At 71.5% G+C, this 22,999-nt stretch carries 27 protein-coding genes; 14 read left to right on the plus strand and 13 right to left on the minus strand.

Going from position 1 to position 22,999, the window contains the following annotated elements; genetic code table 11:
• Positions 1-90 precede the first annotated feature (90 nt).
• On the plus strand, positions 91-552 hold the full coding sequence (gene rplM / locus AAHF99_RS12265; RefSeq protein WP_342164606.1) for a 50S ribosomal protein L13: 462 nt from the start codon (positions 91-93) through the stop codon (positions 550-552).
• Between the two features lie 2 nt (positions 553-554).
• A complete protein-coding gene (gene rpsI / locus AAHF99_RS12270) occupies positions 555-1,040 on the plus strand; it encodes a 30S ribosomal protein S9 (protein ID WP_243953179.1) in 486 nt (161 codons plus the stop codon).
• Positions 1,041-1,106: 66 nt separating this feature from the next.
• Here rpsI and AAHF99_RS12275 read toward each other — a convergent pair whose 3' ends face one another.
• Positions 1,107-1,625: a hypothetical protein gene (locus AAHF99_RS12275; protein ID WP_342164607.1), complete on the minus strand. Its 519-nt coding sequence runs from the start codon at positions 1,623-1,625 to the stop codon at positions 1,107-1,109.
• Positions 1,626-1,788: 163 nt separating this feature from the next.
• On the opposite strand from AAHF99_RS12275, the gene argC reads away from it, so the two are divergent.
• The 4 genes from argC (at position 1,789) to AAHF99_RS12295 (ending at position 4,709) form a co-directional block, all read left to right on the plus strand.
• Positions 1,789-2,724 (plus strand): N-acetyl-gamma-glutamyl-phosphate reductase, encoded by a 936-nt coding sequence (argC, locus tag AAHF99_RS12280; protein ID WP_342164609.1) that lies wholly within the window; start codon positions 1,789-1,791, stop codon positions 2,722-2,724.
• 100 nt (positions 2,725-2,824) lie between these two features.
• Complete coding sequence (locus AAHF99_RS12285; RefSeq protein ID WP_342164610.1) at positions 2,825-3,802, plus strand: quinone oxidoreductase family protein; 978 nt, start codon at positions 2,825-2,827, stop codon at positions 3,800-3,802.
• Complete coding sequence (locus tag AAHF99_RS12290; RefSeq protein WP_342164612.1) at positions 3,799-4,437, plus strand: nicotinamidase; 639 nt, start codon at positions 3,799-3,801, stop codon at positions 4,435-4,437. Before AAHF99_RS12285 ends, AAHF99_RS12290 begins: the two co-directional genes overlap by 4 nt.
• A gap of 71 nt (positions 4,438-4,508) precedes the next feature.
• Positions 4,509-4,709, plus strand: coding sequence for a hypothetical protein (locus AAHF99_RS12295; protein ID WP_243953175.1), 201 nt, complete (start codon positions 4,509-4,511; stop codon positions 4,707-4,709).
• A 12-nt stretch (positions 4,710-4,721) separates the two neighbouring features.
• On the opposite strand, the gene dinB is transcribed toward AAHF99_RS12295, so the two are convergent.
• The 5 genes from dinB to pabB form a co-directional block, all read right to left on the minus strand.
• On the minus strand, positions 4,722-5,804 hold the full coding sequence (dinB, locus tag AAHF99_RS12300; RefSeq protein ID WP_342164614.1) for a DNA polymerase IV: 1,083 nt from the start codon (positions 5,802-5,804) through the stop codon (positions 4,722-4,724).
• A 497-nt stretch (positions 5,805-6,301) separates the two neighbouring features.
• Positions 6,302-6,724, minus strand: a complete 423-nt coding sequence (locus tag AAHF99_RS12305) for a DoxX family protein (RefSeq protein WP_342164615.1) — start codon at positions 6,722-6,724, stop codon at positions 6,302-6,304.
• On the minus strand, positions 6,721-7,575 hold the full coding sequence (locus AAHF99_RS12310; protein ID WP_342164616.1) for an aminotransferase class IV: 855 nt from the start codon (positions 7,573-7,575) through the stop codon (positions 6,721-6,723). The genes AAHF99_RS12305 and AAHF99_RS12310 overlap by 4 nt, the downstream gene beginning before the upstream one ends.
• Positions 7,562-8,167 (minus strand): anthranilate synthase component II, encoded by a 606-nt coding sequence (locus tag AAHF99_RS12315; protein ID WP_342164617.1) that lies wholly within the window; start codon positions 8,165-8,167, stop codon positions 7,562-7,564. Before AAHF99_RS12315 ends, AAHF99_RS12310 begins: the two co-directional genes overlap by 14 nt.
• Entirely contained in the window at positions 8,164-9,534 is a 1,371-nt protein-coding gene (gene pabB, locus AAHF99_RS12320; protein ID WP_342164618.1) for an aminodeoxychorismate synthase component I, read from the minus strand. Before pabB ends, AAHF99_RS12315 begins: the two co-directional genes overlap by 4 nt.
• A gap of 185 nt (positions 9,535-9,719) precedes the next feature.
• Here pabB and rimO point away from each other — a divergent pair, with 185 nt between their 5' ends.
• Both rimO and AAHF99_RS12330 read left to right on the plus strand, forming a co-directional pair.
• Complete coding sequence (rimO, locus tag AAHF99_RS12325; protein WP_342164619.1) at positions 9,720-11,069, plus strand: 30S ribosomal protein S12 methylthiotransferase RimO; 1,350 nt, start codon at positions 9,720-9,722, stop codon at positions 11,067-11,069.
• Between the two features lie 64 nt (positions 11,070-11,133).
• Positions 11,134-12,063 carry an AEC family transporter gene (locus AAHF99_RS12330; RefSeq protein ID WP_342164620.1) on the plus strand — a complete coding sequence of 310 codons (930 nt, stop codon included), beginning with the start codon at positions 11,134-11,136 and terminating at the stop codon, positions 12,061-12,063.
• A gap of 7 nt (positions 12,064-12,070) precedes the next feature.
• On the opposite strand, the gene AAHF99_RS12335 is transcribed toward AAHF99_RS12330, so the two are convergent.
• The 5 genes from AAHF99_RS12335 to AAHF99_RS12355 form a co-directional block, all read right to left on the minus strand.
• Complete coding sequence (locus AAHF99_RS12335; RefSeq protein WP_342164621.1) at positions 12,071-12,205, minus strand: hypothetical protein; 135 nt, start codon at positions 12,203-12,205, stop codon at positions 12,071-12,073.
• Positions 12,202-12,549 carry a hypothetical protein gene (locus tag AAHF99_RS12340; RefSeq protein ID WP_342164622.1) on the minus strand — a complete coding sequence of 116 codons (348 nt, stop codon included), beginning with the start codon at positions 12,547-12,549 and terminating at the stop codon, positions 12,202-12,204. The genes AAHF99_RS12335 and AAHF99_RS12340 overlap by 4 nt, the downstream gene beginning before the upstream one ends.
• Positions 12,550-12,610: 61 nt before the next feature.
• Positions 12,611-13,438: a nucleoside triphosphate pyrophosphohydrolase gene (gene mazG / locus AAHF99_RS12345; RefSeq protein WP_342164623.1), complete on the minus strand. Its 828-nt coding sequence runs from the start codon at positions 13,436-13,438 to the stop codon at positions 12,611-12,613.
• Positions 13,439-13,496: 58 nt separating this feature from the next.
• Positions 13,497-13,754 (minus strand): hypothetical protein, encoded by a 258-nt coding sequence (locus tag AAHF99_RS12350; protein WP_342164624.1) that lies wholly within the window; start codon positions 13,752-13,754, stop codon positions 13,497-13,499.
• Positions 13,751-15,604: a glycosyltransferase family 2 protein gene (locus tag AAHF99_RS12355; protein ID WP_342164626.1), complete on the minus strand. Its 1,854-nt coding sequence runs from the start codon at positions 15,602-15,604 to the stop codon at positions 13,751-13,753. The genes AAHF99_RS12350 and AAHF99_RS12355 overlap by 4 nt, the downstream gene beginning before the upstream one ends.
• 165 nt (positions 15,605-15,769) lie before the next feature.
• Here AAHF99_RS12355 and AAHF99_RS12360 point away from each other — a divergent pair, with 165 nt between their 5' ends.
• Positions 15,770-16,573 (plus strand): transporter substrate-binding domain-containing protein, encoded by an 804-nt coding sequence (locus AAHF99_RS12360; protein WP_342164709.1) that lies wholly within the window; start codon positions 15,770-15,772, stop codon positions 16,571-16,573.
• A 30-nt stretch (positions 16,574-16,603) separates the two neighbouring features.
• Positions 16,604-17,488 carry a LysR substrate-binding domain-containing protein gene (locus tag AAHF99_RS12365; RefSeq protein ID WP_342164627.1) on the plus strand — a complete coding sequence of 295 codons (885 nt, stop codon included), beginning with the start codon at positions 16,604-16,606 and terminating at the stop codon, positions 17,486-17,488.
• A gap of 56 nt (positions 17,489-17,544) precedes the next feature.
• On the opposite strand, the gene AAHF99_RS12370 is transcribed toward AAHF99_RS12365, so the two are convergent.
• A complete protein-coding gene (locus AAHF99_RS12370; protein WP_342164628.1) occupies positions 17,545-17,874 on the minus strand; it encodes a type II toxin-antitoxin system HicB family antitoxin in 330 nt (109 codons plus the stop codon).
• The gene (locus AAHF99_RS12375) at positions 17,871-18,131 is read right to left on the minus strand and encodes a type II toxin-antitoxin system HicA family toxin (RefSeq protein ID WP_342164630.1); all 261 of its coding nucleotides are present in this window, start codon (positions 18,129-18,131) and stop codon (positions 17,871-17,873) included. Before AAHF99_RS12375 ends, AAHF99_RS12370 begins: the two co-directional genes overlap by 4 nt.
• Before the next feature lie 168 nt (positions 18,132-18,299).
• Between AAHF99_RS12375 and AAHF99_RS12380 the strand changes: the two genes are divergently transcribed.
• From AAHF99_RS12380 to AAHF99_RS12395, 4 genes are all read left to right on the plus strand, one after another.
• Positions 18,300-19,988, plus strand: a complete 1,689-nt coding sequence (locus tag AAHF99_RS12380) for a thiamine pyrophosphate-binding protein (RefSeq protein WP_342164631.1) — start codon at positions 18,300-18,302, stop codon at positions 19,986-19,988.
• 272 nt (positions 19,989-20,260) lie between these two features.
• The gene (locus tag AAHF99_RS12385) at positions 20,261-22,243 is read left to right on the plus strand and encodes an acyl CoA:acetate/3-ketoacid CoA transferase (protein WP_342164632.1); all 1,983 of its coding nucleotides are present in this window, start codon (positions 20,261-20,263) and stop codon (positions 22,241-22,243) included.
• 76 nt (positions 22,244-22,319) lie between these two features.
• Positions 22,320-22,574: a type II toxin-antitoxin system Phd/YefM family antitoxin gene (locus AAHF99_RS12390; RefSeq protein ID WP_342164633.1), complete on the plus strand. Its 255-nt coding sequence runs from the start codon at positions 22,320-22,322 to the stop codon at positions 22,572-22,574.
• A complete protein-coding gene (locus tag AAHF99_RS12395) occupies positions 22,571-22,999 on the plus strand; it encodes a type II toxin-antitoxin system VapC family toxin (protein WP_342164710.1) in 429 nt (142 codons plus the stop codon). The genes AAHF99_RS12390 and AAHF99_RS12395 overlap by 4 nt, the downstream gene beginning before the upstream one ends.

A 22,999-nucleotide genomic window follows, 5' to 3' on the forward strand; every position in this document is an offset into this window, starting at 1 on the left:
CCGCCCGCCCGGCGCGGCTATTGAGCCGGCATCGCCGCCGCGTGTCCGCACGTGGCGGCTTCCTTTTCCGGCACCTTTCGGGATTTGGCCATGAAGACCACCTCGCTGAAGCCCGCCGAGGTCGACAAGAAGTGGATCGTGATCGACGCGGAAGGCCTTGTGGTCGGCCGCCTCGCCTCGATCGTGGCGATGCGCTTGCGAGGCAAGCACAAGGCCGCCTACACGCCTCACGTCGATTGCGGCGACAACGTCATCGTCATCAATGCGGAGAAGGTGAAGTTCACCGGCCGCAAGTACACCCAGAAGAGCTACTTCTACCACACCGGCTATCCGGGCGGTATCAAGGAGCGCACGGCCAAGTTCATCCTCGAAGGGCGCTTCCCGGAGCGCGTCGTGGAGAAGGCCGTGGAGCGCATGCTGCCCCGTGGGCCGCTGTTCCGCCAGATCCTCGGCAACCTCCGTGTCTACAAGGGCACCGAGCATCCGCACGTTGCCCAGCAGCCGCAGACGCTCGACGTCGGCGCCCTCAACCGCAAGAACGTGAGCGCGTGATCATGGCGACCCTTCAGTCCCTCGCCGACCTGAACCGGGCCAACACCGGCGCGGTCGATCCGGCCAACGAAGCCCCCATCCACGTCCAGAAGCTGGACGCCCAGGGCCGCGCCTACGCCACCGGCAAGCGCAAGGACGCGGTCGCCCGCGTCTGGATCAAGCCCGGCACCGGCAAGGTCGTCGTGAACAAGCGCCCGGTGGAGACCTACTTCGCCCGTCCGGTGCTGCGCATGATCCTGCGCCAGCCGCTGGAGATCGCCGGCCGCGTCGACCAGTACGACATCACCGTCACGGTGGCGGGCGGTGGCCTCTCCGGTCAGGCGGGCGCAGTGCGCCACGGCCTGTCCAAGGCCCTGACCTACTACGAGCCGGAGCTGCGCGCCCCCCTGAAGCGCGAAGGCTTCCTGACCCGCGACTCTCGCGTCGTCGAGCGCAAGAAGTACGGCCGCGCCAAGGCCCGCCGCAGCTTCCAGTTCTCGAAGCGCTAATTTCTTATTCTATGCACGGAGAGGGAGGGCGGTGCCGCGAGGCGCCGCCCTTTCTCGTTTGGGGCCTCAGGCGTGGACCGCCCGCTCCAGCTCGGCCTTAGACATCTTCGAGCGGCCGGAAATGTCCTGGGCCCTGGCCTTCTTCATCAGCTCGGCCTTGGTCGGCTCCTTCTTGTCCGACTTGGTGCTTTCCTTGCGGGCCTTGGCCGACTTCTCCGCCGCCGCCTTCGGCTGCTTCGAGAACTGCTTGCCCTTCTTCGAATCGGCCCGCTTCTTGGCGGTCGAGTCGGCGTATTCCTTGTCGGACAGCTTCTCGCGGGCCTTCTTCGGCAGGTAGCGCTCGCCGGTCTTGCCGCTCTCCTTGCCGGACTTGGTGCCCCACTCCTCCTCGGTCCATTGCTTGAGGTGGTTGTCGTCGGACTTCTTCCCCTCGTAGCCGCCGCCTTCCTTCTTGTATTCGCTGCTCGCCATCTGCGCCTTGCGCGCCGACCACTGGCCGGGCTTGCCGCCCTTGTCGGACTTCGTGACCTCTTTCTTGACCTTCTCCCACAGCTTGGGGTCGGTCTTCTTCGCGGTTCCAGCCATCGCTGCCATCTCCTCGGAGGATTTGGCGATCAAAGCCTTCGCCGCGCCCATGTTCCCGCGGCGGTTCGGCAAGCTGGGGATGGTTCGCCCGTTGACAGCGGCCCCCGACACCCTCCACCTGCCCGGGCGAGACGCCGGGCCGATTCCGGCGTGCGAGGCGAACATGGCGAACAGGGACGAGACGGCACGGCCGAGCGTGTTCATCGATGGCGAGGCGGGCACCACCGGCCTCGGCATCCGCGAGCGCCTGGAGCGCGACGGCCGCGTGCGCCTCGTCAGCATCGCCCCCGAGCACCGCAAGGACCCGGCGGCCAAGCGGGATCTGCTGGCACAGGTCGATCTCGTCGTGCTCTGCCTGCCGGACGCCGCCGCCGTGGAGACGGTGGCGCTCGCGGACGGCCTGCCGAACGGCGGCCCGAAGATCCTCGATGCCAGCACCGCCCACCGGACGGCCGCCGGCTGGACCTACGGCTTCCCGGAGATGGCGCCGGGCCAGGCCGAGGCCGTGGCCTCCGCCCGGCGGGTCGCCAATCCCGGCTGCTACCCGACCGGCGGCATCGCCCTGCTGCGCCCCCTGGTCGAGGGCGGGCTGATCCCGGCCGACTTCCCCCTCAGCCTCAACGCGGTCAGCGGCTACAGCGGCGGCGGCAAGGGGATGATCGAGGATTACGAGGCGGGCCGCGCCCCGCCCTTCATCCTCTACGGCCTCGGCTTCGCCCACAAGCACCTGCCCGAGATCCAGATCTACAGCGGGCTCACCCACCGGCCGATCTTCGTGCCCTCCGTCGGCGATTTCCGCCAGGGGATGCTGGTGAGCGTGCCCCTCCACCTCGACGCCCTGCCGGGCCGCCCGAAGCCGGCCGACCTGGAGGCGGCGCTCACCGCTTGGTACCGGGGCCAGCCCCTGGTGCAGGTGGTGGAGGCCCACGGCAAGGAGCCCCTCGCCCCCGAGGCCCTGAACGACACCGACCGGCTGGAACTGCGCGTCTTCGGCTCGGCCGAGCATGGGCAGGCGGTGCTGGTCGCCCGCCTCGACAACCTCGGGAAGGGTGCCTCCGGCGCGGCGGTGCAGAACCTGTCGCTGATGCTGGGGCTGTGACGGGCCGCCCTGTCCGGGGCGCCCCGACAAAAGAAATTGCCTCCCGCCCCCGTGAGTCTATCTCGCTGCGGGGCGGGGTGTGACATCACGGGAGAGAACGATGCCGAAGGCGATCCGGGTCTACGAGTACGGCGGCCCCGAGGTGATGAAGCTGGAGGACGTGCCGCTCGCCGAGCCGGGCGCCGGCCAGATCCGCGTCCGCCAGGAGGCGATCGGCGTCAACTTCATCGACATCTATTTCCGCACGGGCGCCTACAAGTCCCCGCACATGCCCTTCACCCCCGGCAAGGAGGGCGCGGGCACCGTGACCGCCGTGGGCGAGGGCGTCGCGCAGTTCAAGGTCGGTGATCGGGTCGCCTACGGCTCCGTGGCCGACGGCTGCTACGCGGAGGAGCCGGTGATCGCTGCCGCCGCCGCCGTGCCGATGCCCGAGGGCATCGACGCCCAGACCGCCGCCGCGATGATGCTCAAGGGCCTCACCGCCGAATACCTCCTGAACCGCACCTACAAGGTGAAGCCCGGCGACACGATCCTGTGGCACGCGGCGGCGGGCGGCGTCGGCCTCATCGCCTGCCAATGGGCCAAACATCTCGGCGCCACGGTGATCGGCACCGCCGGCAGCGAGGAGAAGGCGGAACTCGCCAAGCAGAACGGCTGCGATCACGTCATCCTCTACCGCAGCGAGGACGTGGCCAAGCGCGTGCGCGAGTTGACCGGCGGCAAGGGCGTGCCGGTCGTCTATGACGGCGTCGGACAGGCGACCCTGATGGGCTCGCTGGACAGCCTCGCCCCCACCGGCCTGCTGGCGAGCTTCGGCTCGGCCTCCGGCCCGATCACCGGGCTCGACCTCGGCCTGCTCGCGGCCAAGGGCTCGCTCTACGTCACGCGGCCGACGCTCGCCACCTTCGCCAGCCAGCGCCCGGTGCTGGAAGAGGCCGCCGCCAACCTGTTCAACGCCGTGCGCTCCGGCGCGGTGAAGATCGCCGTGAACGCCGTGCGCCCCCTGGCCGAGGCCCAAGAGGTTCATCGCGACCTCGCCGGCCGCGAGACCACCGGCTCCACGGTCATGGTGCCTTGACCCCAGGGGACACCGACCTGCTCCTCGTCGTCGATGTGCAGGTCGACTTCCTCCCCGGAGGTGCGCTCCCCGTGCCGGACGGCGATGCCGTCGTCCGGCCGATCAACGGGCTCCAGGCGCGGTTCCGGCACATCGCCCTGACCCAGGATTGGCACCCGCCGGGACACGTCTCCTTCGCGTCGCACCACCCCGAACGGGCGCCGTTCGAGACGGTGCGCCTCGCCGGAGGAGAGCAGGCCCTCTGGCCGGACCATTGCGTGCAGGGAAGTGCGGGCGCGGCCTTCGCGCCGGGGCTCGACACCGCCCGCGCCGCCCTCATCGTGCGCAAGGGTCTCCAGGCCGGCGTCGACAGCTACTCCGCCTTCCTCGAAGCCGACCGGACGACCCGCACCGGCCTCGCCGGGGCCCTGCGGGAGCGCGGCATCCGCCGGGTCGTCCTGTGCGGCCTCGCCACGGATTTCTGCGTCCTGTGGAGCGCCCTCGACGCGCGGGCGGCCGGGTTCGAGGCGTGGGTGGTGGAGGATGCGGTCGCGGGCATCGACGTGCCCTCGTCGGCGGGCGGCTCCGTCGCCGCCGCCTGGGCGCGGATGGAGGCCGCCGGCATCGGCCGGATCGGGACGGCCGACGTCACCTGAAAGGGCGAAGCGCCGCAGGGCCGGGACCCGAGACGGGAACCGGCGTTGCCCTTGGCTCATCAGGAGGCAGCATGTCCAACAAGCAACCCAAGACGACCACGCCCACCGACGCGGACCTCAAGGGCAATCCGGGGATCGGCACCTCGAAGGGCATGGCCGGGGCGGACCCGGAAGAGCTGGAGCTGGATTCCACCTTCGAGGGCGATGTCGAGAACGAGACGACCCCCGAGGGCGGCGTCGATCCGAACCACCGGCCGCGCAAGAACAAGTAGGCCGATCCGGTCTCACAGCCCGAGGCCGAGCTGCTGCGGCGCCTCGGCCTCTTCCTGCGTGAAGCCCGACAGCGAGACCCCGATCAGCCGGGCGGTGCGGCGCAGGGGAAACAGCCCGCGCAACAACTCGAGGCCGATCCGCTCCAGGCTCTCCCGGTCGGGGACCGGCGCCGCCATGGAGCGGGCGCGAGTGACGAGGGAGAAGTCCGAGAACTTGAGCTTCAAGGTGACGGTGCGCCCGCGCATGGCCTTCGCCTCGGCGCCGCGCCAGACCTTGTCCACCATCGGCGCCAAGCGTTCGGCCAGCACGTCGTAGGCGGCGGTGTCGTCGGTGAAGGTGGTCTCGGCGCCGATGGACTTGCGGATGCGGTGCGCCCGCACCGGCCGCTCGTCGATGCCCCGGGCGACGGCGTGATAATAGTGCCCGGCCGAGCCGAACGTCTCCTTGAGGCGGTCGAGATCCCAGGCGCGCAGGTCGGCGCCGGTCTCGATGCCCAGGCGCTTCATCTTGGCCTCCGTGACCGGCCCGACCCCGTGGAAGCGCCCGATGGGCAGCTCCGCCACGAAATCCGCCCCCATCGACGGGGTGATGACGAACAGGGCGTTCGGCTTGCGGTGGTCCGAGGCGACCTTGGCCAGGAACTTGTTGTAGGACACCCCCGCCGAGGCCACGAGGCCGGTGCGCTCCAGGATCTCGGCGCGGATCGCCTTCGCGACCGCCGTCGCGGTCGGCAGCCCCAAGAAGTTCTCGGTGACGTCGAGATAGGCCTCGTCCAGGGCGACCGGCTCGATCACCTCGGTGTGGCGGGCGAAGACGGCGCGGATCTCCTCCGAGACCTGCCGGTAGACCTCGAAGCGCGGCTTCACGAAGACGAGGTCCGGGCAGAGCCGCCGCGCGGTCGCCGCCGGCATGGCCGAGCGCACGCCGAAGGGCCGCGCCTCGTAGCTCGCGGCCATCACTACGCCCCGCTCTCGCGAGCCGCCCACCGCCAGCGGCTTGCCGCGCAGGGACGGGTCGTCGCGCTGCTCCACGGAGGCGTAGAACGCATCCATGTCGATATGGATGATCTTCCGGAGGGCGACCTCCGCCTGCATCGCTGACGCCCCAGATGTTCCCGGTTCGTTCAATGCCAAGGAGAGGGGAGCCGGGTCAAGGCGGCCCGCGCGATTCGCCATCGCCGCACGGTCCAGTCCCCAGCCGGTTCGGATTTTCCAGCGCAGGATGCACGACCGACCGAACGCCACGATTCTGGGCGCTCCCGGAGCCGTTGGGATGGCAGTCTTCTGTTGAGGATCCATTCCCGGCGTGCGAAGCAGACCCCGTGATCGTGCGGAAACGCCAGGGTGTGCACAGGCCCCGTGCCCGGTGAGCCGCCGGGTGCCTGCGGGCGACGGCATCGCTCGGTCACGAAGGAGAGCACGAGATGGTGTGGTTTGTGCCACGCATTCGCGTGTGTGTGATGTTCCGCCGAGTGCGGAGGACCAGCATGCACCTGGTCCTCCGCGTTAGCCTCGGCTGACGGCATCGCACGGTCGGGCGGTCGAAAGGCCGCCCGGCCACTCCCTGAAGATCGCTCTGACCGCTGTCTTGGTCAAGACCGCCGGCCTCGGTCGGCGGCGGACCGGAACGGCCAATCGATCAGCCCGCCGGCCCAGAGGGCGGCCCAGACGAAGACCGGCTGAAAGGCCAGCCGGGGGCCGTGGTACCACCAGGAATCCGGGATGCCCTCGATGTGGATGTGCGCGAAGGCGTGCTTGAGGTTCGCCGGGTAGACGCAGACCGCGTAGAGGGCGAGGCCGATGGCGGCCGCCTTCCGCGTCGCCGGGATCTGCAGGCCCAGCGCCCCGGCGAGTTCGCACAGGCCCGTCGCCTGGATGACGAGGCGGGGCTCCGGCACCCAATCGGGCATCAGCGGCAGCATCGCGTCGGTGGCGACGAGATGCACCACGCCGATGAAGGCGTAGGCCCCCGACAGCCCCCAGCGCAGGACCCTTCGACCGTTGCCTTCGCTCACGCGACCTCTTCCGGGGTAACACCGCAGGATTCCGCCACCGCCGCGCACAGCGCCTCCCGCAGCAGAGCGAAGGCGGCGTGGCCGGCACTGTCGTAGGCGGTCTCGCCCAGCGCCGTCACCGGGGCGAGGAGGCGCAGGGAGTTCGTGACGAACACGGCCTCTGTCCGCCGCACGTCGTCCGGCGTCAGGGAGCGCTCCGCCACGGCGAGGCCGTGAGCCGGGGCCAACGCCAGCACTTGCGCGCGGACGATGCCGGGCAGCACGCCGTCCGTGAGGGGCGGGGTGAGGAGGGTGCCCTCGTCCGCCACGCAGAACACGTTGCCCGTCCCGGCGCAGGCGACGAGCCCCTTCGTGTTGCAAAACAGCGCCTCGTCGAACCCGTCCCGCGCCGCCTCGCCGGCCGCGATCACGGCGTCGAGGTAGCCCAGCGTCTTCAGCCGCGCGGCGGGGGAGGTGTCGTTGCGGGCGATGGCGGTCGGCCGCAGCCGCAGGGGCGCGAAGGCGATGGCCCGGCCGCTCGGGGCGGCGGTGGCGAACAAGCTCGGGCGGGGGACCTCCGGCGGCTTCAGGCCCCGCGGGCCGGCGCCGCGCGTCAGCGTGGTGCGGATCGCGAGCCGCTCGCCCCGGCCGGCGAGGGCGCGCATGGCCGACCGGATCGCTGCCGCGTCGGCGGGGATGCCCAGCACCTCGGCGGAGGCGACGAGCCTTGCGACATGCGCGTCCTCGAAGGCGACGCGGCCGTTCAGGGCGAGCGCGGTGTCGAACAGTCCGTCGCCCAGCGTCAGGCCCCGGTCGGCATGGTCGAGGGGCGCTTCCGTGCCCGCGAGGATCTGCCCGTCACGCCACAGCATCGCGCCGGCCCTCCCGCCACGCGCGGGCGAGATCGAGAAAGTTGCCGAAGATGGCGTGGCCGTTCTCGGTGAGCACCGATTCCGGGTGGAACTGCACCCCATAGGTCGGGTGCCGCCGATGGGAGAGGGCCATCACCTCGCCCTCGTCGGAGACGGCATCGACGGCGAGGTTCGCCTCCATGCCGGGCTGGGGCGTCACCACCAGGGAATGGTAGCGCCCCACCGGCATCGGGGCGGGCAGGCCGGCGAAGAGGCGTTGGCCGTCATGGGCGACCGGCGTCGCCTGCCCGTGCAGGGGCCGCCGCGCCCGCTCGACCTTTCCGCCGAAGGCCGCGCCGATGGCCTGATGCCCGAGGCAGACGCCGAGGATCGGCAGGTGTCCCGACAGGTCGCGGATCGCCGGGAGCGAGACCCCCGCCTCGGCCGGGGTGCAGGGGCCGGGGGAGATGACCAGGGCCTCCGGCGCCAACGCCCGGATGCCGGCCACGTCGAGGGCGTCGTTGCGCACGACGCGGACCTCCTGGCCCAGCTCCTCGAAGTAGCGGACGACGTTGAAGACGAACGAGTCGTAATTGTCGAGGACGAGGATCATCGGAATGCCTCGAACACCCGCTCAGCCTTGGCGAGCGTCTCGTCGTATTCCGGCCCGGGCTCGGAGAGCAGGGTGACGCCGCCGCCGGCCTGAAGCACGGCCTCGCGGTCGTCCATGAACACGGTGCGGATGGCGATGGAGGTGTCGAGGTCGCCGTCGAAGCCGATCCGGCCGATGGCGCCGCAATAGATCTCGCGGGCGTCGCCCTCGATCTCGCTGATGATGTCCATGGCGCGGATCTTCGGCGCCCCGGTGATCGAGCCCCCCGGAAACGTCTTCTCCAGCAGGTCGAGGCCGTCGAGCCCGTCCCGCAACGTGCCCGTCACCACCGAGACGAGGTGGTGGACGCCGGCATAGGTCTCCAGCCCGCACAGCACCGGCACGGCGACGCTGCCCGGCGCGCAGACCCGCGACAGGTCGTTGCGCAGGAGATCGACGATCATCACGTTCTCGGCGCGGTCCTTGGCCGAGGCGGCGAGCCCCTCGGCGGCGGCGCGATCCTCCGCCGGATCGGACAGGCGCTTGGCGGTGCCCTTGATCGGCCGGGTCTCAACATGGCGCCCGTCGAGCCGCACGAACCGCTCGGGCGAGGAGGAGGCCACCGTCAGCCCCTCGAATTCCTGGTAGGCGCCGAAGGTGGCCGGGTTGGTCTCGCGCAGGCGCCGGTAGAGGGCGAAGGGATCGAACCCCGCCGGGAGGTCCGCCGTGAAGCGCTGGGCGATGTTCGCCTGATAGATGTCGCCCGCGCGGATGTAATCGCGCACGGTTTCGACCGCCACTTCATAGGCTTGCCGGGTGAAGTTCGAGCGCCATGCGAGGTCGCCGCACTCCGGCGCGGGCTCCGGCGCGGGGGCGTCGCGCAGAAGCTCGGCGAAGGCGGCGAGGCGGGCCTCGGCCCGCGCCGCGCGGGGTCCCAGTTCGGTCTCGGGGAAGCCGGTCGAGAGCAGGGTCGCGGTGCCGGCCGCGTGGTTGAGGGCGAGCACCGTGTCGTAGAAGTCGAGGGCGATGTCGTCGGTCAGCCCGGCGCGGCGGGCGGGGGGCGTCACCCGCTCCAGGGAGGCGCCGCAATCGTAGGCGATGTAGCCGATGGCCCCGCCGGGGAAGGGCCGGGCGGGATCGGCCGGGAGGCGGTAGGGCGCGAGGCAGGCGCGCAGGGCCTCGAACGGCCCGCCGGGAACGGGGCGCCCATCGAGGGTGGCTTGCCCGTCGCGGAAGCGGAACCGGGCGAAGGGATCGGCGGCCACCACCGAGAGCCGGCCCAGGGCATCGTGCCGCATGGCGCTGTCGAGCACGGCGAGCCCCGGCAGGGCGCGCAGCCGGGCGGCGGCGGCGATGGCGTCGAGCGTGGGGAGGTCTCGGGTCCACATGAACCGGGGTCGGGCCTTCGGATCGCGGCGGTGTCGGGACGCCCTCGCACAGGCGATGCCGTGGGGGAAGAGCGGGCAGGCTCGCACTCGCGGCCTGGATCCGCTATATCGGCGTCCATCCCGAAGACTGCCAGCGTCCTCGACGTGCCGTGAGCGGCGCGGGCGCCGCCGCATCCGATGGCCCCATGACCAGCACCGCCTCGCCCGACAGCAAGTCTGCCTCCCCGGGCGCCCCCAAGATCTCGTTCGTCTCCCTCGGCTGCCCGAAGGCGCTGGTGGATTCCGAGCGCATCCTGACGCACCTGCGCGCCGAAGGCTACGAACTCGCCCGCAAGCACGACGGGGCGGACCTCGTCATCGTGAACACCTGCGGCTTCCTCGATTCCGCCAAGGCCGAATCGCTCGCCGCCATCGGCGAGGCCATGGCCGAGAACGGGCGGGTCATCGTCACCGGCTGCATGGGCGCGCAGCCGGAGGAGATCCGCCAGAAGTACCCGGACCTCCTCGCCGTCACCGGCCCGCAGGCCTACGAATCGGTGGTGGCGGCGGTGCACGAGGCGGCGCCCCCGGCCCACGACCCGTTCCTGGACCTCGTGCCGCCGCAGGGCATCAAGCTGACGCCGCGCCACTACGCGTATTTGAAGATTTCCGAGGGCTGCAACAACCGCTGCAGTTTCTGCATCATCCCGAGCTTGCGCGGCGACCTCGTGAGCCGCCCGGCGGCGGACGTGCTCCGCGAGGCCGAGAAGCTGGTCAAGGCCGGCGTGAAGGAGCTTCTGGTCGTCTCGCAGGACACGAGCGCCTACGGCCTCGACATCCGCTACGCCGAGAGCCCCTGGCGCGACCGTCAGGTCCGCGCCCGCTTCTACGACCTCGCCAAGGAACTCGGGGAGCTCGGGGCCTGGGTGCGGCTGCACTACGTCTACCCGTACCCGCACGTGGACGAGGTGATCCCGCTCATGGCCGAGGGGAAGGTGCTTCCCTACCTCGACATGCCGTTGCAGCACGCGAGCCCGTCCGTCCTCAAGCGGATGCGCCGGCCCGGCAACCAGGAGAAGCAGCTCGACCGGATCCGGTCGTGGCGCGCCGGGTGCCCCGACCTCGCGATCCGCTCGACCTTCATCGTCGGCTTCCCCGGCGAGACCGAGGCCGAGTTCGAGGAACTGCTGGAGTGGCTGAAGGAGGCGAAGCTCGACCGGGTCGGCTGCTTCGAGTTCGAGCCCGTGGCGGGGGCCACCGCCAACGCCATCGCGGACCCGGTGCCGCCGGAGGTGAAGGCCGAGCGCAAGCGGCGCTTCATGGAGACCCAGAACGCCGTCGCCCTGCGCCTGCAACGGGCCAAGGTCGGCCGCCGGATGCCGATGATCGTGGACGCGGTGGAGGGCGGGATCGCCAGGGGCCGCTCCAAGGCCGACGCGCCGGAGATCGACGGCACCGTCCACGCCGCCTTCCGCCGCCCGGTGCGCGTGGGGGACATCGTGTCGGTGAAGATCGACCGGGCCGAGGCGTATGACCTTTACGGCAGCGTGACCTGAGGCGGAGGTCCCCCTCCGCGCCGCGCCAGTCTTTCCCGCCTCCTCTCACCCCGGACCTCGCCCCGTGACCGGCGCCATCCTCCTCGCCCTTCTGCCGATCGCGCTGCTGATCGGCCTCGGGGCCGTGCTGCGCCGGATCGGGTTCATCGGCGAAGCGTTCTGGCCGCAGGCGGAACGCCTCGGCTATTACGTGCTGCTGCCCGCCCTGTTCGTGCACGGACTCGCCACGGCACGGCTCGACGGGGTGCCGGTGCTGTCGCTGGCCCTCGTCCTCGTCGCCTCGACCGTCGCCGTCGCCCTGGTGCTCCTGATGCTGCGCCCGCATCTGGCCCTCGACGGCGCGGCCTTCACCTCGGTGTTCCAGGGCGGCATCCGCTTCAACAATTATGTTGGGGTCTCGGCGGCGGTGGGCCTGTTCGGGGCGCAGGGCCTCGCGCTCGCCGCCGTGGCGAACGCCGCCATCGTGCCCACCGTCAACATCCTCTGCGTCCTCGTCTTCGCCCGGTTCGGCTCCGGCGGGCGGCTCGCCCCGGCGGCCATCGCCAAGCAGCTCGCCCTCAATCCCCTCGTCGTTGCGAGCCTCATCGGCATCGCCCTCCAGGCGCTGCACCTGCCCCTGCCGGTGGGTGTCGACGGGATGCTGAAGGGGCTGGGGCAGGCCTCGCTGCCGCTCGGCCTGCTCTGCGTCGGGGCGGCGCTGGATTTCGGGGCGGCGCGGACCTGGATCCGGCCCCTCGCCGTCACCTCGGCGGTGAAGTTCGGGCTGATGCCCCTGGCGACGGTGCTCGCCTGCCTCGCGCTGGGCCTGCGCGGCCCGGCAGCGGCCACGGCCCTGCTGTTCCAGGCCCTGCCGACCGCCTCCTCCTCCTACATCATGGCCCGCCAGCTCGGCGGCGACGCCCCGCTCATGGCGGGCATCATCGCCCTCCAGACCGTGCTCGCCGGCGCGGCCCTGCCGCTGGTACTGCTCGTGCTGGAAGGGGTCGCGGTGTGAGGGCGGATCAGTTCGCGATCCGCCGACGCTCGATGTCGCGGATCCGGGCCGCGCTCCGTCTCGTCGTCACGACCGCGAGCGCACCGAGGCCCATCGCGACGGCCGGAACGACGAAGAGCAGGTAGACGATACCGATCGTCATGGAAGCAGCCCTCCGAGGACGGTCTGAGCCATCGAATGTAGGACCAACCCGACGAAGAACCAAACGAGGGCCATGACGGCCTGAAGCAGGGTGAAACCCGTCACGCCGATGCCGATCAGCGGCCCGACGCCCCCGCCGATGAAGAAAGCGATGGCCGCGGCATTGACGGTGTTGGCCTTGAGCTTCGTGATCTCGTTGTGGATCGTCCTCTCCGGGGTGCCGGGCGATCCTCCGCCGGAACCTCCGCCCACGCCGCTGGCCGGCACACCGGCAGTGGCAGAAACTGCGCGCCGTGTGTCATCGGATGACGACCCGAGCGGCTGCGGTTTGGGCGAGGCGACCATGCCGCCTCGATACGGCTGAACCGGCCGATTCGATAGCCCTCTCTTTTCCTACAAACGGGCTTTACGCCTTCTCCGACCGCTTCACCCGACCCCAGGCCGCCTCCATGGCGGCGAGGTCCGAACGGCCGAGCTCCCCGCCCTCGGCACGCAGCTCCTCGGCCATGGCGCGGAAGCGGCGCTCGAACTTCAGGGTGCCGTCGCGCAGGGCCGCCTCCGGGTCGATGCCGGCGTGGCGGGCGAGGTTCGCCACCGCGAACAGAAGGTCGCCGATCTCCTCGGCGAGCGGCCCCGTCTCGCCCCGCTCCAGGGCCTCGGCGACCTCGTCCGTCTCCTCGCGGACCTTGTCGATCACCTGGGCCGCGTCGTCCCAGTCGAACCCATAGGCGGCGGCCCGGCGCGAGACCTTCTCCGCCCGCATCAGGGCCGGCAAGGCGTGCGCGACGCCGCCCAGGGGATCGGGCGCCGCGACCGGCTTGGCCGCCCGCTCCTGCGCCTTGATCGCCGCCCATTGCGCCTCGACCTCCGCCGGGTCGCGCCGGGGCGAGCCCTCGGGTAGCAAGGTGCCATCGGCCGCGAAGACGTGCGGATGGCGGCGGATCAGCTTGGCGGTGATGGCGCGGGCCACGTCGTCGAAGGCGAAGGCGCCGTCCTCCTCGGCCATGCGGGCCTGGAACACCACCTGCAGCAGCAGGTCGCCCAACTCGTCGCGCAGGTCGTCGCGGTCGCCCCGCGCCACCGCGTCGGCGACCTCGTAGGCCTCCTCGATCGTGTAGGGCGCGATGGTCGCGGGCGTCTGCTCCACGTCCCAGGCGCAGCCGCGCACGGGATCGCGCAAGTCGGCCATCAAGCGCAGGAGCACCTGGATCGGGCTGTCGGAAGAGGTCGTCACGGATCGGCCGCTCCGCTGGGATGGGGCGGGCCGCTGTAGCACCTTTCGCGCCGAGGGATCAGAATCCCGGCGCCGTCATCCCGTCGCGCTCGCGCACCCGCTCGGCCTGGAAATCGGCGAGGTAGGCGGTGAGGCGGTCGCCCGCGACCCGGTCCCCGCACTGGACCCAGAGCGGGGCGGGCAGCGCCCGGGCGGGCAGGCGCAGCAGGAACAGTTCGGCGGCCCGGGCCGCGTCGCGCTCGGTGCCGGAGGCGAGGAGCCGGGCGCCGGCGGGGGTGCCGATCAGGATCGCAATGGTGGCCGCTTGATCGCTCATGGGGAATCAACGGCGGACCCGCCGTTCCGTTGCCGCCGCGTGACGCCGCGCCTGCCGCTGCGCGAGGACCGGGCGAAACCGTGCTCGGTCTTGTTCCAACGATGGGGCGCGCGGACCAGTTCGAGGACGGCCGCCCAGGCCGCCACGCTCACGCCGAGGAAGTAGGCCGGCAGCAGGGGCGCCACCCACCACAGGTCGCCCCAGCCCCGTCGGCGGCACCCGAGGGCGGCGGGCGCCACCATCGCGACGAGGCCCGCGACGAACAGCGTCAGGGCGAGGCCGGTGGCGAGGTTGTCGAGGACGAAGGGCGCGGGCGCGAGCCGCCCGGCGGCGAGGTTCCACGCCAACAGGACGAGGCAGACGGGATAGGCCAGGGCCGAGGCGACGGTGCCGGGCAGGAGGGCGAGGGCGCTTAAGGCGCCGAGGGGCCCGAGCGCGGACCACAGCGCCCGGGGATGGCGCCCGTGGGCGAGGCTCACCTGCAGGAAGCCCTTGAGCCAGCGCGTCCGCTGGGCCCTCCACCGCCGCCAGCCCTTGGCGGTCTCCTCGTAGGTCGCGCTCGGCAGGTCGGCGGTGCGGTAGCCGGCGAGCGCCAGCCGGAGGCCGAGATCGGCATCCTCCGTCACGCAGCCGGGATTCCAGCCGCCCAGGTCGCGCAGCACCTGCGTGCGCAGGTGCATGGTGGTGCCGCCGAGGGGCACGGGCAGGTCGAGGGCGCAGAGCGCCGGGTTCAGCACGTCGAACAGGCCGGCATATTCGGCGGCGAAGAACTTGGGCAGCATCCCGTCGTCGTGGTCGTCGATGACGAGCCGGCCCTGGAGGCAGGCGGTCGACGGAGGCTCGGCCGCGAGGATCGCCGCCGCCTTGCGCAGCTGGTCGGGCTCCGGCACGTCCTCGGCATCGTAGACGACGAGGAGGCTTCCCCGGGCCAGCGGCAGGGCGACGTTCAGGGCGCGCGGCTTGGTGCGCGGCCAGCCCGGCGGCACGGTGATTACCTCGAACCGGGCGGGGAAGGGGACCCTGGCCAGGGCATGGGCGGTCTCGTCGTCGTCGGCCTCGATCAGCAGTTTGATGTCGAGCTTGGCCACCGGATAATCGAGGGCGGCCAGCGCCTTCACGAGACGGTCCACCACCCGGCCCTCCCGGTAGAGGGGCACGAGGACCGTGTAGACCGGCAGGCTCGCGTCGGTCAGCGGCGGCGCCGCGACCCCCGGCGGGTCGAGGAGCGGCGCTGCGAGGCGGACGGCCGTCAGCGCCAGGACCAGCCCCTGCACGCCCAGCGTCAGGACGAGCGCCGGCAGGGGCGGGGCGGCGGCGTAGAGGCAGGCCATCGCCGCGAGGCACAGGGCAATCGCGAGAAGCGCCGGCCCGGCGGCCGGGCCGAGCGGACGGTGCCTTAGGGCCTCGGCGGCGACCACATCCGGGATCGCCGCGAACACCGCCTCGCGCAGGTGCCCCGGCGCGGTGAGGGCGAGGCCGGCCGTGGGACTGCGCCCGGCGAGGAGATCCGCGATGGCGGGTCCGCGCGGGGCGATCACGGCCTCGGCGCAGGCGCCCGGCGCCAGGGGCGCGCGGCCGGCGACGAGGCAATCGGGATGGCGCAGGCCCGCCCCGAACGGGATCGGCCCGTCGAGGAACGGGATGCCGAGGGCGCGGGCGAGCGCCTGGTAATAGAAGGCCTCGTCGATCAGGCCGGCATGGAGCAGGGCGGTGGCCGCGTCGGTGCCGGCCCGCCGCGCCGCCTCGGCCGCGTCGGCGAGCAGGCGCCCCTCCACGCCCTGGATCAGGAGGAAGGCGATCTCCGGCGGGAGGCCGGTGGTCGCAGCGATCGGTTGCCCCTGGACCGTCACCGCAGGTTCCGCTCCCGCAGCGGGCTCGAGCCGTGCTAGGGGAGGGCGGTGAGCCCTCCGCCCCGTCCCCGCTCCATGAGGAGCATTCCGCCTCTCCCACGGTCAAGCTCGGCCCGGCGATGGGCTGTGGGCACCGCCCTGTGGCTCGCCCTCGCGGCCCCGGCGATGGCGGCGCCCCCGGCAGGGCAGGGCACCGTGCCCGCCGTGGCGGTGCCGGATTTCTGGAACCCCCGCAGCCGGGGCGAGCGCGTCGAGGCGCCCCAGACCGGCCGGGCCGTGCGCTTCCTGACCGACGACGAGTTCCCGCCGCTCCATTTCGCGGGGCCGGACGGCACCCCGACCGGCTTCGTCGTGGAACTGGCGCGGGCGGTCTGCGAGAAGCTCGCCGTCCCCTGCACGGTGCAGGCCCGCCGGTTCGACACCCTGCTCGATTCCCTCGAATCCAAGCAGGGCGACGTGGTCGCCGCCGCGATCCCCCTCACCGCCGGCCTGCGGCGCAAGTTCCTGGCGACGCGGCCGTATTTCCGCTGGCCGGCGCGCTTCGCCGCGCGGACCGACCGGGGCCTGCCGGAACCCTCGCCGGCCCATCTCGACGGGCGCAGCGTCGGGGTGATCGGCGGCAGCGCCCACGCGGCCTATCTCGCGACCTTCTTCCCCAAGGCGAAGCCCCGCGCGTTCACCGATCTCGCCGCCGCCGAGGGCGCGCTGAAGCGCGGCGAGGTCGATTACCTGTTCGCGGACGGGCTCAACCTCGCCCTCTACGTGGGCGGGCAGGAGGCCGAGACCTGCTGCGCCCTGATCGGCGGCGATTACCTGGAGAACCGGTTCTTCGGGGAGGGGATCGGCCTCGTCACCCGGCAGGAGGACGCCGCCCTCTCCCGCGCCCTCGACGACGCCCTGCAACGGGTCTGGGACGACGGGAAATACACCGAGCTGTACCTGCGGTTCTTTCCGATCAGCCCCTTCTGAGCCGATCGCGGGGGGAAGGACGGCCCGTCGATGTTCCGCTTCGACCTCGTGGATCTCGGTCTGTTCCGGCACGTGGTGGAGGCCGGCTCGATCACCCATGGGGCGCAGCGCGCCCACCTCGCCCTCGGTGCCGCCTCGGCGCGAGTCCGGGCGATGGAGGACAGCCTCGGCACGGCCCTGCTCGTCCGGGGCCGGCAGGGGGTGAGCCCCACGGCGGCGGGGCGGGCGCTGCTCGGCCACGCGCGCGCGATCCTCGCCGGCACCGAGCGCCTGCGGGAGGAGATGGCGACCTATTCCGGCGGCGCCGCCGGGCAGATCCGGGTGGTGGCCAACACCCACGCGCTGATCGAATTCCTGCCGGCCCCCCTCGCGGATTTCCTCGCCTCGCATCCCGGCATCGCCGTCGAGATCGAGGAGCGCACCTCGGACGAGATCGTCGGGCTGGTGGCGGAAGGCGCGGCGGATTTCGGGCTCCTCTCCGGCACGGTCGACACGGGGGGGCTCGCGACCTTCCCGTTCCGGGAGGACCGCTTCGTCCTCGTGGCGGCGCGGGGCGACCCGCTGGCCGACCGCGCGGAGGTCGCCCTGGCCGACGTGCTGGAGCGCGACCTCGTGGGCCTCGACCGCCGCAGCGCGATCAGCCGCTTCCTCGTCGAGAAGGCGGCCCGGGCCGGGCGGCCGATGCGCCTGCGGGCGCAGTTGCGCGGCTTCGATGCCGTGTGCCGGCTGGTGGAGGCACGGGTCGGCCTCGCGATCCTGCCCGAGAGCACGGCGCTCCGCGCGGCGCGCAGCCTCGCCCTGGCGGTCGTGCCCCTCTCCGACCCCTGGGCGCGGCGCGACCTGACGCTGTGCCTGCGCGACCTCGACGCGCTCCCACCCTTCGTGCGCGACCTCATCGACACGCTGCGCGCGTGAGACGGGGTGTCCAGAGGGCTGAGCCCTCTGGCGGGTGCAGGGCGGCGCCCTGCGTCTCACCCCGCGGCGCGTTCCAGCGTCCGCGCCACCCATTTGTTCAGGCTGACGCCGTCCCGCCGGGCGGCCGACGCCACGGCCCGGTGGAGGCCCGGTTCGACCCGGACGACGAACTGCCCGGAATAGGGCTTCTCCGGCTCCTCGCCGCGCTCGGCGCAGAACGCCAGGTAATCCTCGATGCTGTCGGCCAAAGCCTGCTTCAGCTCGGCCGCGGAACTGCCCTGGAAGGTGATCACGTCGCGGAGGTTCAGCACCTCGCCATGGAACAGCTCGGCCTCCTCGTCGAATTCGACGACGGCCTCGTAGCCCTTGTAGTGCATCGTGGTCATGGCCGAATCTCCGCCTCGAACAGGAAGCGCCGGACGGACTTCACCGCGCCCTTGTCGGTCTCCTTCTGCGGATGCGGTCGGTGGAACACCGCACGCACGCCGTTCAGGGCGATCCGGACGCGGGATCCCCGTCCCTCCTCGATCTCCGCGCCGCACGCCGCCATCAGAGCCTCGATGTCGGTCCAGACGATGCCCGACCGCACCGGATCGGCGAACACCGCCTCGAGCGTCGCGCGGTGCCTTCCGCTGAGCCTCATTTAGTATCACCAATTAGTATCATAATCTAGCATCCGCCGGAATCGGTTTCGATATCCTACGCGTGGCGAGGCCCTGCCATGCCCAGGGGCGTTGCCCCTGGACCCCACCAAAGGGCTTGCCCTTTGGGAACCCCAGTCTAGCCTCGGGCCGGCTTTGGGGAACCCACGATGACCGTCACCACCGTCGAGGCCGCCGGGCGGCGCAGGGGCGCGGAACTGCTGGTGGAGGTGCTGCGCTCGGAGGGCGTGCGCTACATCTTCGGCAATCCCGGCACCACCGAATTGCCGCTCATCGACGCCCTCACCGAGGCGCCGGACGTCGCCTACGTGCTCGCCCTGCAGGAGGCCACCGCCGTCGCCATGGCGGACGGCTACGCCCAGGGCGCCCGGCGCCCGGCCTTCCTCAACCTCCACACCGCCGGCGGCCTCGGCCACGGCATGGGCAGCCTCGTGAACTCCCAGGTCTCGGGCACGCCGCTCGTCGTCACCGCCGGCCAGCAGGACACCCGCCACGCCCTCACCGACCCACTGCTGATGGGCGATCTCGTCGCCATCGCCGACCCGGTGGTGAAGTGGGCCCGGGAGGTGACCCGCCCGGATCAGATCCCGGTCCTCCTGCGCCGGGCCTTCCACGATTGCGCCGCCGCGCCCTCGGGCCCCGTCTTCCTCTCCCTGCCCATGGACGTCATGGACGCGCTGACCGACGTCCCGGCCGGCGAGACCTCGACCATCGACCAGCGCGCCGTGGCGGGCTCCCTCGACCGGCTGGCCGAGAAGCTCGCCGCCGTGGCGCCGGGGCGCCTCGCGCTCATCGCGGGCGACGAGATCGACTCCTCCGACGCCGCCGCGCAGACCGTGGCGCTCGCCGACCTGCTCGCCGCGCCGGTCTACGGCTCCTCCTGGCCCGCCCACATCCCGTTCCCCACGAGCCATCCCCTCTGGGCCGGCAACCTGCCGACCCGGGCCGATTCCATCGCGGCGATCCTCGGGCGCTACGACGCCGTCTTCGCGCTCGGCGGCAAGTCGCTCATCACCGTGCTCTACTCGGAGGGCTCGGCGGTGCCGCCCGGCACCGCCGTGTTCCAGCTCTCGGCCGACGTGCGCGACCTCGGCCGCACCTACGCCACCGCCCTCTCGACGGTGGGCGACATCCGCGCCTCGCTGGACGCGCTGCTGCCGCTCCTCGCCCCCCGCCTCGCCGAGCGGGCGGAGGCGTTCGCCGCGCTGCGCGAGCAGGCGGTGGCCGCGCAGGCCGAGCGCCGCCGGAAGCTCCACGCGGCGGCCGACGCGGCCTTCGAGGATCCGGTGATCGATCCCCTGGCGGCGGCCCGCGAGGTCGCCCGCGCGGTCGGCGCGCAGACCCCGATCATCGACGAGGCACCCGCGACGCTCACCCACCTGCGCACCTTCCTCGACAGCCCCTCCGTGCACCAATACGCGGCGATGCGCGGGGGCGTGCTCGGCTGGGGGATGCCGGCGGCGGTGGGATTCTCCCTCGGGATCGACCGGGCGCCGGTGGTCTGCGTCGTGGGCGACGGGGCGGCGATGTATTCGCCCCAGGCCCTCTGGACCGCCGCGCACGAGAAGCTGCCGGTCACCTTCGTGGTGATCAACAACGCCGAGTACAACATCCTCAAGACCTTCATGAAGGGCCAGGCGCACTACGCCTCGGCGCGGGCGAACCGCTTCATCGCCATGGACCTCACCGACCCGCGCATCGACTTCCCGGCGCTCGCCGCGTCCATGGGCGTGCCGGCGCGGCGCGTCGCCCGCGCCGCCGACATCGCGCCCGCCATCGAGGCCGGCATCGCCTCGGGGCGGGCGAACCTCGTAGAGGTCGTGGTGCGGGCGGGATGACGGTTCGCGCCCCGGCTCCGCAATTTTTATGACGGCGCGTCGAAGAGTTTTTGAGCGGCGCATTGGGTCGGAATAGGTGTATTGTCGGGGCAATAGGCCCCGGTTTCGTGCAACGCGAAAAACAACGGTGCGCCGCAACGACGATTGCATTCGGAATGCAGTCATTCGCGCGGCGGATTCTTCCAAGGCGCCGCGCGGCCTCACGACGACACGTCCGGCGGACGGGGACCACCCCGCCGACCGACCGGATGTCAGGGAGGATCGGCAGGCCCATGAGGAAGAACAAGGTCATCTCGGCGGACGAGGCCATCGCCCTGGTCCGCGTGAACGATGTCGTGACCACCACGGGTTTCGTGCAGAGCTGCATCCCGGAGGCGCTGCATGCCGCCCTGGAGAAACGCTTCGTCGAGACCGGCTCGCCCCGGGGCCTGACCCTGATCATGACGGCCGGCGCGGGCGACAGCAAAGGGCTCGGCACCGGGCGGCTGCACCATCCGGGCCTGCTCTCGCGGGTGATCGCCGCCAATTTCGGGCGGATGCCGAAGGTGGCCAAGGCCGCGCAGGACAACCTGATCCGCGGCTACAACCTGCCCCAGGGGGTGATCTCGCAGCTCTACCGCGCCTGCGCCGCCGGCCAACCGGGCCTGTTCTCGAAGGTGGGGCTGCAGACCTACGTCGATCCCCGCCACGGCGGCGCGAAGGTCAACGACCTGACGACGGAGGACATCGTCAAGCTCGTGGAGGTCGATGGCGAGGAATGGCTGTTCTACACCGCCACCAAGATCGACGTGGCCTTCATCCGCGCCACCTCGGCGGACCCGTCCGGCAACCTCTCCTACGAGAAGGAGGCGCTGACGCTGGATTGCCTCGCCCAGGCGATGGCGGCGCGCAACAACGGCGGCATCGTCATCGCGCAGGTGGAGCGCATCGTCGATGACGGCTACCTGCTGCCCAAGGACGTGCGGGTGCCGGGCATCCTCGTGGATTGCGTCGTGGTCGCCGAGCCCGAGATGCACCGCATGAACTACGGCGTCATGCACGACGCCGCGCTGGCGGGCGAGATCCGCGTCCCTGTCACCGGCATCAAGCGGATGCCGCTCAACGAGCGCAAGATCATCGCCCGCCGGGCGGCGTTCGAACTGCCGCCGAACGGTGTCGTGAACCTCGGCGTCGGCGCGCCGGAGGGCATTTCCTCGGTGGCGAACGAGGAGAAGGTCACCCCCTACATCACCCTCACCACCGAGGCGGGGGCGGTGGGCGGCGTGCTCGCCTCGGGGTCGAGCTTCGGCGCGGCCACGAACGCCGACTGCATCATCGACCAGAACCAGATGTTCGACTTCTACGACGGCGGCGGCCTCGACATGACCTGCCTCGGCATGGCCGAGTGCGACGCCCTCGGCAACGTCAACACGTCGAAGTTCGGCGGCAAGCTGAACGGCTGCGGCGGCTTCATCAACATCTCGCAGAACGCCCGCACCGTGGTTTTCGCGGGCACCTTCACCGCCGGCGGTCTGGAGATCGCCGTCGAGGACGGGCAGTTGCGCATCGTCACCGAGGGCCGGGCGCGCAAGTTCGTGACGGCGGTGCAGCAGAACACCTTCTCCGGCCCCTACGCGGTGCAGCGCTCGCAACCGGTGCTGTACGTGACGGAGCGGTGCGTCTTCCAATTGACGCCGGAGGGGCTGGAACTGATCGAGGTGGCGCCGGGCATCGACGTCGAGCGCGACATCCTCGCCCACATGGATTTCGCCCCCGTGGTGCGCAGCCCCGTGCCGATGGACCCGCGCATCTTTCGCGAGGAGCCGATGGAGCTGGCCTCCGACCTGCTCAACCTCGATCTCAAGTCGCGGGTGAGCTACGACGGCGAGCGCAACATCCTCTTCGTCAACCTGGAAGGCTGGTACTGCCGGGTGAAGGGCGACATGGACGAGTTGCGCCTCACCATCGTGGACGCGTGCCGGAAGGCGGGCCAGCGGGTCAACGCCGTGATCAACCACGACGGGTTCCGCCTGAACGACAACCTCGTCGACGATTACGCCGGGATGATCCAGTATCTCCAGGCGAACTACTACGCGACCACCACCCGCTACGCGACAAGCGCCTTCCTGCGCCTCAAGATGGAGGAGGCCTTGACGAAGCGCGGGGTGGCGCCGCACGTCTTTGAGCGCAAGGAGGAGGCGCAGGCCTTCGTCAGCAGCACCGAGGACCGCAAGGCCCGCAAGCGGATCTCCCCCGCCGTCGCCTCGGCGGCGTGAGGCGGGCGGCCCAGGGACCGTTGACAACCCCTGTCGCGACGACAATGTCTGTATGTCACGACAGGAAAGGCCCAAGATGGCCGCACGCACCTTCACCAGCCGCGAGTTCAACCGCGAACCGGGCCGCATCAAGCGTGCTGCCGTCGAGGGCCCGGTCGTCATCACCGAGCGCGGCAGGCCGATCATGGCGGTACTGCCCTACGGCGCCTACGAGAGCCTGAGGGCGGGCGCCGGCACGATTCTCGATGCCCTCGACATGGACGGCGTCGGCGAGATCGAGATCGATTTCACCCGGCCTCCGACGCACCCGCGCGCGGCCACCTTCGACTGATGTATCTCCTCGACACCAACGTCCTGTCCGAGTTGCGCAAGCGGCGCAGCGGACGGATCGATCCGGCGGTCGAGGCCTGGGCGAACGCGGCCGACCCGGCGCGGCTCCACCTGTCCGTCATCACGATCATGGAGGTCGAGCTCGGCATCGCCCAGCTCGACCGCCGCGACGGCACGCAGGCGGCCACGCTCCGGCTCTGGCTTCACGAAAAGGTCCTGCCGGCCTTCGCCGGGCGCATCCTGCCGATCGACACGCCCATCGCCGTGCGCTGTGCCCATCTCCACGCGCCCGATCCGAGGAGCGAGCGCGACGCCTGGATCGCCGCCACGGGGCTCGTCCACGGCCTGACGGTCGTGACCCGCAACATCGCCGACTTCGCCGCGACCGGCGTGAGGCTCCTCGACCCGTGGCGGCCGGGCGACTGA

It is taken from the genome of Methylobacterium litchii (assembly GCF_038442315.1).
Taxonomy (GTDB): domain Bacteria; phylum Pseudomonadota; class Alphaproteobacteria; order Rhizobiales; family Beijerinckiaceae; genus Methylobacterium; species Methylobacterium litchii.

Bases quoted from the DNA above. Each gene is read 5' to 3' on its own strand.
- rplM (WP_342164606.1), top strand. From the start codon at position 91: ATGAAGACCACCTCGCTGAAGCCCGCCGAGGTCGACAAGAAGTGGATC.
- rpsI (WP_243953179.1), top strand. From the start codon at position 555: ATGGCGACCCTTCAGTCCCTCGCCGACCTGAACCGGGCCAACACCGGC.
- AAHF99_RS12275 (WP_342164607.1), bottom strand. From the start codon at position 1,625: ATGGCTGGAACCGCGAAGAAGACCGACCCCAAGCTGTGGGAGAAGGTC.
- argC (WP_342164609.1), top strand. From the start codon at position 1,789: ATGGCGAACAGGGACGAGACGGCACGGCCGAGCGTGTTCATCGATGGC.
- AAHF99_RS12285 (WP_342164610.1), top strand. From the start codon at position 2,825: ATGCCGAAGGCGATCCGGGTCTACGAGTACGGCGGCCCCGAGGTGATG.
- AAHF99_RS12295 (WP_243953175.1), top strand. From the start codon at position 4,509: ATGTCCAACAAGCAACCCAAGACGACCACGCCCACCGACGCGGACCTC.
- dinB (WP_342164614.1), bottom strand. From the start codon at position 5,804: ATGCAGGCGGAGGTCGCCCTCCGGAAGATCATCCATATCGACATGGAT.
- AAHF99_RS12310 (WP_342164616.1), bottom strand. From the start codon at position 7,575: ATGCTGTGGCGTGACGGGCAGATCCTCGCGGGCACGGAAGCGCCCCTC.
- AAHF99_RS12315 (WP_342164617.1), bottom strand. From the start codon at position 8,167: ATGATCCTCGTCCTCGACAATTACGACTCGTTCGTCTTCAACGTCGTC.
- pabB (WP_342164618.1), bottom strand. From the start codon at position 9,534: ATGTGGACCCGAGACCTCCCCACGCTCGACGCCATCGCCGCCGCCGCC.
- rimO (WP_342164619.1), top strand. From the start codon at position 9,720: ATGACCAGCACCGCCTCGCCCGACAGCAAGTCTGCCTCCCCGGGCGCC.
- AAHF99_RS12335 (WP_342164621.1), bottom strand. From the start codon at position 12,205: ATGACGATCGGTATCGTCTACCTGCTCTTCGTCGTTCCGGCCGTCGCG.
- AAHF99_RS12340 (WP_342164622.1), bottom strand. From the start codon at position 12,549: ATGGTCGCCTCGCCCAAACCGCAGCCGCTCGGGTCGTCATCCGATGAC.
- AAHF99_RS12350 (WP_342164624.1), bottom strand. From the start codon at position 13,754: ATGAGCGATCAAGCGGCCACCATTGCGATCCTGATCGGCACCCCCGCC.
- AAHF99_RS12360 (WP_342164709.1), top strand. From the start codon at position 15,770: ATGGCGGCGCCCCCGGCAGGGCAGGGCACCGTGCCCGCCGTGGCGGTG.
- AAHF99_RS12365 (WP_342164627.1), top strand. From the start codon at position 16,604: ATGTTCCGCTTCGACCTCGTGGATCTCGGTCTGTTCCGGCACGTGGTG.
- AAHF99_RS12370 (WP_342164628.1), bottom strand. From the start codon at position 17,874: ATGACCACGATGCACTACAAGGGCTACGAGGCCGTCGTCGAATTCGAC.
- AAHF99_RS12375 (WP_342164630.1), bottom strand. From the start codon at position 18,131: ATGAGGCTCAGCGGAAGGCACCGCGCGACGCTCGAGGCGGTGTTCGCC.
- AAHF99_RS12380 (WP_342164631.1), top strand. From the start codon at position 18,300: ATGACCGTCACCACCGTCGAGGCCGCCGGGCGGCGCAGGGGCGCGGAA.
- AAHF99_RS12385 (WP_342164632.1), top strand. From the start codon at position 20,261: ATGAGGAAGAACAAGGTCATCTCGGCGGACGAGGCCATCGCCCTGGTC.
- AAHF99_RS12390 (WP_342164633.1), top strand. From the start codon at position 22,320: ATGGCCGCACGCACCTTCACCAGCCGCGAGTTCAACCGCGAACCGGGC.